The organism is Spirosoma pulveris (assembly GCF_054781875.1).
In genome coordinates this window covers 1-8,548 of the sequence record NZ_BAAGTO010000035.1, presented here as the reverse complement: position 1 = coordinate 8,548, position 8,548 = coordinate 1, and the positions used below count along the sequence as shown (strand labels likewise).

Genomic DNA, 8,548 nt, shown 5'->3' with positions numbered 1-8,548 from the left:
CAAAAAATCAAGCAGCTAACGATGGCCCAACGGCGGAAAAGTCATATTTTTCAGCGAGTTCAAAGTGCTTAAAAGTATCTCTTCTCTTTTCACCCGCATCTGTCCACTTTCATTTGACGACATACACGTCCTATTTTTGAGAACATGACAGGGGGAGATGTTGCACACCTGATCGGCACCGTTGTGATGTTTGGGCTTGCCATCTTGTGTCTTAAAGAATACTTTTTCGGCCCTCGCTCATCATGAGCTATCGAACGGGTCTGGGAAATGGACAAATATTTAACCCGAAGTTAGTTTTTATATTTCTAAGATCCGTATGCGACTGATCTTAGTTGACAGTTATTAAAAGACTACCGTCTCAAAATTCGCTCCAAAGTGAGACGAAGGAGCGTTTGTAGATTTACGCTTAAAATGAGTCGTCCGGCAATGAACGGTTAGCTCCAACGGCGTCTTTTCTTTTATCAACCAGCAGGCTATCAGTGACTATAGGTGAAAGGTATATACTATACATCAGCCTCAACGGGACCGGGGCGGAGTAACCCTTCCTGAAGATAATGCCCAATGGGATGGGATTAGAAAGGTAGCTGCGCGAGGAATCGAATGACAACTGACCCTCCCGTTCCTAGCCTTTACACAATCCAACCATAAACTAATTTTAACCACCTACTCCGCAATCATTGAACGTAGGCCACTACCTGGACGGCCTAAACCAGGCCAGCGAGTGCAGACTTACGCAGGCTATCATCGGGGACTAGGGATAATCAAGCCCGCCCGCCCCGGGCTGGCAGCGGTGCAGGCGTTTCAACGTATAGACCAGCCCTTTCCTGAATCCATACTGACGCAGGGCCAGTTCGGCGTAGCGCGAACAGGAGGGTTCATAAACGCAGCCCAGCCCCATCCCCGGGGCTAGCTTGAGGCGATACCACTTCAGCGCGCGCACGCTTAGGCGCAACCAGCGGGGGCCGGCCGGAACCGCAAGTGCGTCCACCTGGGTATCCGTTGGGGTTGTACCCGTCAGGGAGCGCAGCAGGCTGACTTGACGCTTTTCATCTAAAACCAGCTTGACCTCAACACCCTTGATGGTGATAGAGCGAATTTGATGGTGACTCATGGGCGTATCGTTGATAGAGAATAGGGTAAAAAGAAACGTAGTCTAGTCATCTACAGGGGTGAAGACCCCTTATTTAGTCAGCGGTAGTTACCCGGGTCGATAAACGGAGGCCTTTTCCTTAATCACCCCCTGGTGATTACTACTCGCAGTCCTCCATGCCGTAAGTTTGGTACACCCTACTGTTAGCCCCAAGACAACAGGGCGAGCAACGGATAGGCGGCTCAACGCTGTAGCTAGTAAAGCGTTGGTTGAAGACCTCATCGCTCATCGATTCTGACTTGATGCTTACAGCAGGTAGCTTGCGATGATGGTAAAGAGGAGGGCATGCCCTTTGTCATTGGGATGGATGCCGTCCCCACTCAACAACTCAGCCTTGGTTAACTGCTGCTCGTTGGCCAGCGGGTCAAAGATGTTGACCGCCGAGCTGCCATAGGTCTTCAGCACCTGGTCCCGCTGCCGCAGTAAGTTGGCTGTCACCTCGGCACTGTAGTTCCGCGGTAAGGGCGTGGTGATTAGGACATGGGCCACACCCGCGGCCAGCGCCTTACTGCGAATGGTATTGAAATTGGCAATGATCTCCTCCACGCTGCAGCCAATGATCAGGTCATTGGAGGAGATACTGATGAGCAAGGTAGTGGGCTTCTCTTTGAGCGCTGCGTTGAGGTTGCGCAGGGTGTCCGCCTCGGGCCGGTCAGCCGGGTGCGGGGCGTTGGTCGGTAGTAACTGGTAACTGGTGTAGCCCCCCTTGGCCAGGTTCACCACCCGACCGTTGGTGAGCTGTTGGGTGAGCAGCCCCGCCCAGGCATACTGGTAGTCGGAAGCCCCCCAGCCGGCGGCCGTCGAGGACCCGATGATGACGATGGTTTGCCGAACCGGTGGCCGGGTGCCTGCCGGGGGTAGGTCGATTAGGGTGGGGTGGCAACTGGCTAGCAGAGCCGCAAAAAGCAGCAATAGTGATCTGTATTGCATGGTTAACTAACTTTTTGTAGGCGTCAGAATAAAAGTAGCTAGAACAAATGGTCATAATTCGTCGTTCTCTTGGCGCCCGCGGTCAGTATTGTCAAGACACGTGACCCCTAATGGCTTGGACCCGGCTCAGGTGGGCTCCGAAACAGATTCAGCAAGCGGGTTGACTGGTCGAGCAAAAGGAGCTCGACCAGCCCCTGAAAGGATAACCAACCGGACAAGACGATGAGCCATCAGGGCCGGGTGGCCCGTAAAATGACCGGGGCCGCTCCGTCGGGATCAGGGGCCTCAATCTGTAGCAGGGACGCATCGATCACGCCGATCAGCGCCGTCGAGTTTGCCGACTCGTACAAACCGAGAAGGTCCTGGCTGAGGGGCTTGCGATAAAGCGTAATGAGGCGATGCATCCCGTCCAGACTCTTCACGCGGATGGTTAACACGAGCCGGTTGCTTCGCCGAGTAACGGTAACGCTACCCGTCAATCCCTGAACGGGGAAGGAAGTACCCCGCCCACCTGTTTCCAGATAGTTCAATTGGTAGCGGATCGTAGAGGAACGGCTTAGCTGACGCTGCAGACGTGAGCCCAGGGAGGTAAGGCGACGGAAGAACATCACCAATACAGATTTTATGAAGCAGTAAACGAGCATATACGCAGCAACACATGGACTTATGTTACTATTTGTAAAGATAAACTAATTAATTGTATAATCGAATTCAGTCATGGTGCCGCTAGTCTAATTCAAGTGGGCTAGGTGACTCAGGCTGAGCCTGTAATGCCCTTAAAAAAATTAATTAAGCCCGAAACGGGATGGCTCGAGTAAACATTCAGGCGGCTGAGCAAGCCCACCCGCTTCACTTCCTAGGGGTTGGATGTGCGCTTCAAAGAAGGGTCGATGTGTGAAGTTTTCTCCCTGGAGGCGCTTACGCCGCTGGGCCTCAGTTTACTGGAGACATTTCGTAGCCCCAGTGGATACCCAGCCCAACCAGACCCCTGTCGAAACAAGGCATTTTGGACGAGGCATCCAGCCTGAAACCAGGCTTACTTTGGCCTTACATCGGTTAGGGTAAGGTTACCTATACCGTAAAGCGACCGCCAGTCTGTTTTTGGACTTGGCAGTGTTCTTTAGTCCTACCCGATAGGGTTTACACAATAAGGTATAAATACTCCAGTTTATAGTGTATAAACTGAACATAGTACGTTACGTATAGATTGACCGCCAATGCTTTCACTAGGGGTTGGCTGTTTTGTTTCGATTGGTGAGCAAACCAACTGAGCTAACTGTCTATTACCCTAGCGGGTTAGCCGTCGGTGCCGACGCGGGTCTGCCCCTCACTTACGCTTAAGGCAAGCGGCTTCCCGTTTTTATTCATTGGCCTGGGTTGCTCCAAAAAAGGCTGCGTGCAGCCCCCTGGGGATACCCGCAGTAAGCCGCTCGGGAAGCGGACTCGAGGCGATCCGTTTCGGCGCCAAGTTAACTAAGCGGGCCGCTCCCGGCTTAATCAGCTCAGGGTAACCACGGGCCTGGGGCGTCTACCAGCAGGCCCGCCTTGGACGGCGGCTGATGAATGACCGCCGGAACAACTATGTTTTCCGGCAACCGCACCTCATGGGTCAGGCTATAGCTCGGGTTGTAGCAGGGACTAACGGCGGATACCAACAGGGGTTCCATAACGGCCAGTTTAGTGGCCACTGCCGCGATCCGACGGCGAGAAACCCGGATCAGCACATCATCGGGTAAGGTTAGGGCCATGTTCATGGCATTGACCCAGGTTACGGCCCGCACATAAGCGGGGTTGATCAAGGCCCCCCGGTTGGCCCGCAGAAACGCCGGCAGCGGGTCCTCAAAGTATTTCAGGGTTCGGCAGACCAGTAGGGGCTTCTTCTCCCCGCTCAGATGGATACGGGTATAGTTTCTCACGCCTTCCAGCCAGCGGATTTGGGCCACGGGTTGTGGAGTAGGATAGCCGGGCAGGGCTAGCATGCCCTGAGCAGGTTGTTTGGGTTTCATCACGTTCAAAAAGGCATCCACCCTCAGCACGCGGGGGTGGAGGGTCCAAATCTCGGCCGGGTCAACCCACCGTCCCGAAGTCTTCACGTTTAGGGGTAAAACGCCTGGTTCAGCTGGACCAGGCGTTTTCGAATTCTCCCATTATGGTATAGTGACTGTGTGCTTATCTACGGTTTAGACGCGAATGAACAAAAAAGAAATGAGGCCAACCCGACATATTATCGACCGGGCAACCTGGGTAAGCCTTTCGGTCTGTTTCTAGGCTCGTATGCAATGGATAGCATTGGACAGATAGTAAAAAACAATGTCTTAATCGGGATTAAGGCAATCAGGTAGGGAATTGCCAGTAATGATTGGTTACCCGAAAAGCAAGATAAAACAAAGACGATCCGGCGGTAAGTTACCAGGGCCAACCACAGGCCGCCTAGTTTAGGCACCGCTGATTCGCCATTTTCACTAAGGCTTGGTGGGTTGCATTTTGATTGAGCACGTCCATCGCTTGGTGAATTGAGCTTAACTGTTGCCCCGGTGTGAGCTTTAGCCGTCTAGCTATGGAGGGATAAATAGTCAAAGAGAGCTGATGGTAATATACGTTGATGCGCATATAGATGATTACTAACGGGTGAGGCCTACCGTATTTAGACCTGACTCAACTAGGTTTGTCACCAGAGCGGCCCTTACCCGCCCTAAACACCTCAGCTGCGATTGATTGCCTAGAAAAATGGACCGAATCCCACCTGTCCCGCTTTGAGACGCTACTAGGCTTTGCCAAAAAAAGGTTGCCCAATCGAGGGACTCAGTAGCTCAGTGGACTGACTACGCCCGAACGTCTGGCCTAACTGAGTAAGGTAGTATTATCTATCCAAGCCTAAAAGGCGCCTATTTGTCCTTTCCTACATTGTCAACTCATCCTTTCTTAGCCGGTCTCATCCCCCCTTAACGGATCAACACCGGACTGGAGATGCGGATTCAAGACCTCATTTATGTAGAAAATACTACCCTGGACGATGTTTGTAAACGCCTTACGCGCTCACTAAACGTGCTGAATGACAAGCTTTAAAAGTAAGGCTAGTTTAATATACCTACTTAGTCAAAATAAGATTACCGCTAAATATATATATTGAAGAGACCAAATCCCTTGGCGCTCTTTTTGTGTCAGGCAGCTTGTAGGCCCAAGCTTTCGGTGATCAATAAACGCCGGTTCTCACCCTAACCGTGCAGATTACCCTGCTTCGACTCCGTTTATTAACCGGTTGTCTACTTGCTTGCGTTGGCTTTAAAGCACGCGTAAACCCGGCTGTATTCACCACCCCTACCCGGTACGCAGGCACACTGACGGTGGAGAACAAGGATCAGGGCTGATTACCCTCAGGGCGGCGTCTGACGAAAAATGACACGCGTTGATAGACGCTTTTATGGTACACAGAATTACGAGCCACATACGCTACTGCTTCATCCTGCTGCTGAGTGGCAGCCTGACCCTTAGTTATGGGCAAGCCAGCCCTTTCCCGGGGGCTAACACGGTGTTGATTACCACGGATCTGGCCGATAAAGAGGCCTATTTGACCATTACTCGGATCCTGGCCCAGCAAGCCATTCCCTTCTCGGTAGCCCATGCCGGTTTGCTGATTAGCGCCCCGGGTTATCCCTTTGACCAGCACAAAGACGTTGTTTTAGTGAGTCAGTTATCGGTCAACGCCGGGCTGGTCAAACTCACCGGTACCCTGCAGGGGATGAAAGAAAATGGTGCGGGAGTGGAAAGCCACCCGGTACCGGTGAGGTATGGTCATCAAAAGCGTGCGTCAACCTTGGCGCATCGGGGTTTTCTCTACCTTCATGAGCTAGCCCAAAAACTGCAGGCCGACCTGCACGGCGTGATTAGTTACAAAGTAGGCGGCCAACCCCTGCCCTAGCGATGCTAAGACGCGGCCAGGGCTGATGGGAAGGGCACTGGTTACACCCAGAGGCTAGCCGTGAAACCAGGGCGGCTCGCTCGTTGAAACGAGCTGATCTGACCTGACGGCTCATAGGCTGACTGGCGGTTGAAACAGCAGTTGACCAGGGGCGCTGGCGGCAAGCTGATTCGTCTGTTTCTTTGCGCTCAGAAGGGGGTATTGGTCTGGATCAGCAGTACCCGCCCAGAGATGGATGATAAATCCGCTGGCCTACGGACCGCTTGGGGACACATTCGTAACCAAAAAGTGGGTAAAACGAACGCTTCATCGAAATGCGTTCGCTTTGGCGAGGAAGTCTAAACAAATTTGTGTCGATACATCAAAAATGAAAATCTTTTGTTTGCTTAACCACCTTCACGAGTAAACCATGAAACTCAACGACGAAGAACTCATCCGCCAGCATTTCACCACCAATCCCGCTGTTTGCTTCGAGGCCCTCTACAACCGCTATGTGGGGAAAGTCTACAACCGGTGTCTGTCGCTCACCAAGGACACCGAGAAAGCCCAGGATTACACCCATGATATCTTTATGCGCACCTTCGACCGGCTGGACCGCTTTGAGGGCAAGTCCACCTTCTCCACCTGGCTTTATTCCATCTCCTTCAACTACTGCCTGGACCAAATCAAAGCCACCAAGCGCCTACCCATGACAAATTTAGAGGACGATGCGACTCATCAATTAGCGGACAACGAGGAGGAAACGCCCCTGGAAGACCGGTTGGCGCTGCTTCAGCAGGTGCTCGGTCAGCTTTCTTCACAGGAGGTTGATCTCCTGCAGATGAAGTATCAGCAGGGCCTGCCGATCCACCAGATTGCCCGCCAGTTGGGTCTGCAGGAGAGTGCGGTCAAAATGCGCTTGAGGCGTTCCCGCCAGAAAGCCTATCAGTGCTATCAACAGATAGCCAACCAATAGGCGGGGAACTTATATTTGGGTTCACCAGGCGCCTTGAACCCGTTGGCTATTCACTCGGCCCGACTAGGGGGTGAAACCGCGTTGCCCGGGTGGGCGTTGATGCTCATCCTTCAGGATAGCGCTGATTCCTTCCCGTGAAGCGGACCTGACGGCAGTTGGTTTTACAGGCCGCTCAATCGCTCGACGCGATTGGCCAGTATTGGTAAACCGGTTTGTCCCCTTATCACTCACCAGGGGAGCTCCCCAGCCCCTTGGCCGGGTAGTCGGCTTGCCTGATACCAATAAGCCCTCAGCAGGCGCACATAGGCCCGCCAGGCGGATAAGTCCTCCGGCTTTTGGGTGTAGGCCACTGCCCCTTGACTATACGCTTGTTCCACGTCCGCTACCTCAGCGGTAGCACTCAAGACAATGATAGGTACCCGACCCTGGAAGTGCTGCCGGAGCTCGGCTAACAAGGCTAGGCCATTGGTAGCCGCCCGCAAGTCGAGATCCAACAGGATCAGTTGGGGTAACTTCAACGAAGTCTGTTCGAGGTACTGCCATGTCTCCTGGGCCGAGCGGGTGCTGACCCAAGAAGCCTGGGGAAACTCTTGCTGGGCAAGTCTCTTTAATAACTCACCAATGGACGGCTCGTCATCCACTACTAAGATCGTAAAGACTGGCTCCGATAAGTCCGCTGACATAGGCATGGCGATTGAATACACGGCCAATATACGGGCAGCCGTTTTACACAGATTGCTTAAACGTAAAAAATAAGTGCTCTAACTTAGCGTTGCGGCAACAAAACTGGTTGTATCCTCTTTGACTACCAACAAGCCCTTGCCCGTAGCTGTTGTAAGCTAGCAGGCTGCGCCAACTAGCGCTGAACCAATAAGTGTGTTATCAATGAGCTAACCGGAGCGGACGTACCCGTGCGTAGCCACGGCGGTGGATAGGCTATTTATCCCTCTTAAATAGCCTATCCTCCCGGCTTGCCATCCTGTTGGTCGACGATGACGCCCACATTATCGATCTTTTTAACCGAGCAGCGAAGCGTGCTTTTCGCGAAGCGGTTTTCATCCCTACCAGCACCTATGACCAAGCGGCGAGGTATCTGGGCGATTTGTCGGGTCGGGGCCCGCGCATGTATTGGTCGGACATTCATCTCCACAGCGGTCTAAGTGGTTGGGGCAGCATTCGCAGGGCCATCTGGTACCCATCCTCATGCTGTCGGCCAGCTTCGAGCCGGCCGGCTCGAAGCTGGCCGCCGGGGCGCCACCGTGTACGCCCGGAAGCCGTTCAGCTTTCAAGGTTGGCCGGAGTAGGTAAGGCAACTACGTCAATACTGATTTGAGACGGCAACCATTCCTTCGATCTGGTTCCTAAAAGAAAGCGGTGAGTAAGTCTTAAAAGCAGCCTATTCTGAGAGTCGTATGTGAATAGTTGGCCTGGACAGCTACTTAAAAGTTATTGTCTCACAAATCGCTCGTGGCTGTTGCACAACTCTACCTAGAGATTTAAGTAGCCTTTTCTGTATCTTGAGGTATGCAAGGCAGAAAAGACTATACCGATAAACAAGTCACTTGTTTTCAACTGTCCAACCGCGTCCCTAAGC

Annotated in this window: 7 protein-coding genes; 2 read left to right on the top strand and 5 right to left on the bottom strand. The window is 52.8% G+C overall.

The genetic code is table 11. The features are described 5' to 3' along the window. Window positions 1-751: 751 nt before the first annotated feature. The 4 genes from yidD to ACYVJM_RS31695 all read right to left on the bottom strand — a co-directional run bounded on the left by yidD (window position 752) and on the right by ACYVJM_RS31695 (window position 4,173). Window positions 752-1,111 carry a membrane protein insertion efficiency factor YidD gene (gene yidD / locus ACYVJM_RS31710; protein ID WP_461152137.1) on the bottom strand — a complete coding sequence of 120 codons (360 nt, stop codon included), beginning with the start codon at window positions 1,109-1,111 and terminating at the stop codon, window positions 752-754. A gap of 285 nt (window positions 1,112-1,396) precedes the next feature. Beyond that, the gene (locus ACYVJM_RS31705; protein ID WP_461152136.1) at window positions 1,397-2,080 is read right to left on the bottom strand and encodes an SGNH/GDSL hydrolase family protein; all 684 of its coding nucleotides are present in this window, start codon (window positions 2,078-2,080) and stop codon (window positions 1,397-1,399) included. Window positions 2,081-2,310: 230 nt separating this feature from the next. Next, the gene (locus ACYVJM_RS31700) at window positions 2,311-2,688 is read right to left on the bottom strand and encodes a hypothetical protein (RefSeq protein WP_461152135.1); all 378 of its coding nucleotides are present in this window, start codon (window positions 2,686-2,688) and stop codon (window positions 2,311-2,313) included. Window positions 2,689-3,582: 894 nt separating this feature from the next. Then, entirely contained in the window at window positions 3,583-4,173 is a 591-nt protein-coding gene (locus ACYVJM_RS31695; RefSeq protein WP_461152134.1) for a LytR/AlgR family response regulator transcription factor, read from the bottom strand. Between the two features lie 1,328 nt (window positions 4,174-5,501). On the opposite strand from ACYVJM_RS31695, the gene ACYVJM_RS31690 reads away from it, so the two are divergent. After that, entirely contained in the window at window positions 5,502-5,999 is a 498-nt protein-coding gene (locus ACYVJM_RS31690) for a hypothetical protein (protein ID WP_461152133.1), read from the top strand. Window positions 6,000-6,408: 409 nt separating this feature from the next. After that, window positions 6,409-6,954: an RNA polymerase sigma factor gene (locus tag ACYVJM_RS31685; RefSeq protein ID WP_461152132.1), complete on the top strand. Its 546-nt coding sequence runs from the start codon at window positions 6,409-6,411 to the stop codon at window positions 6,952-6,954. Window positions 6,955-7,181: 227 nt separating this feature from the next. Here the strand turns inward: ACYVJM_RS31685 and ACYVJM_RS31680 are convergent, their stop codons facing one another. Next, entirely contained in the window at window positions 7,182-7,637 is a 456-nt protein-coding gene (locus ACYVJM_RS31680; RefSeq protein ID WP_461152131.1) for a response regulator, read from the bottom strand. Window positions 7,638-8,548: the final 911 nt, after the last annotated feature.

Coding starts and splice junctions, on each gene's coding strand:
- yidD (WP_461152137.1), bottom strand. CDS start 1,111: ATGAGTCACCATCAAATTCGCTCTATCACCATCAAGGGTGTTGAGGTC.
- ACYVJM_RS31680 (WP_461152131.1), bottom strand. CDS start 7,637: ATGTCAGCGGACTTATCGGAGCCAGTCTTTACGATCTTAGTAGTGGAT.
- ACYVJM_RS31690 (WP_461152133.1), top strand. CDS start 5,502: ATGGTACACAGAATTACGAGCCACATACGCTACTGCTTCATCCTGCTG.
- ACYVJM_RS31700 (WP_461152135.1), bottom strand. CDS start 2,688: ATGTTCTTCCGTCGCCTTACCTCCCTGGGCTCACGTCTGCAGCGTCAG.
- ACYVJM_RS31685 (WP_461152132.1), top strand. CDS start 6,409: ATGAAACTCAACGACGAAGAACTCATCCGCCAGCATTTCACCACCAAT.
- ACYVJM_RS31705 (WP_461152136.1), bottom strand. CDS start 2,080: ATGCAATACAGATCACTATTGCTGCTTTTTGCGGCTCTGCTAGCCAGT.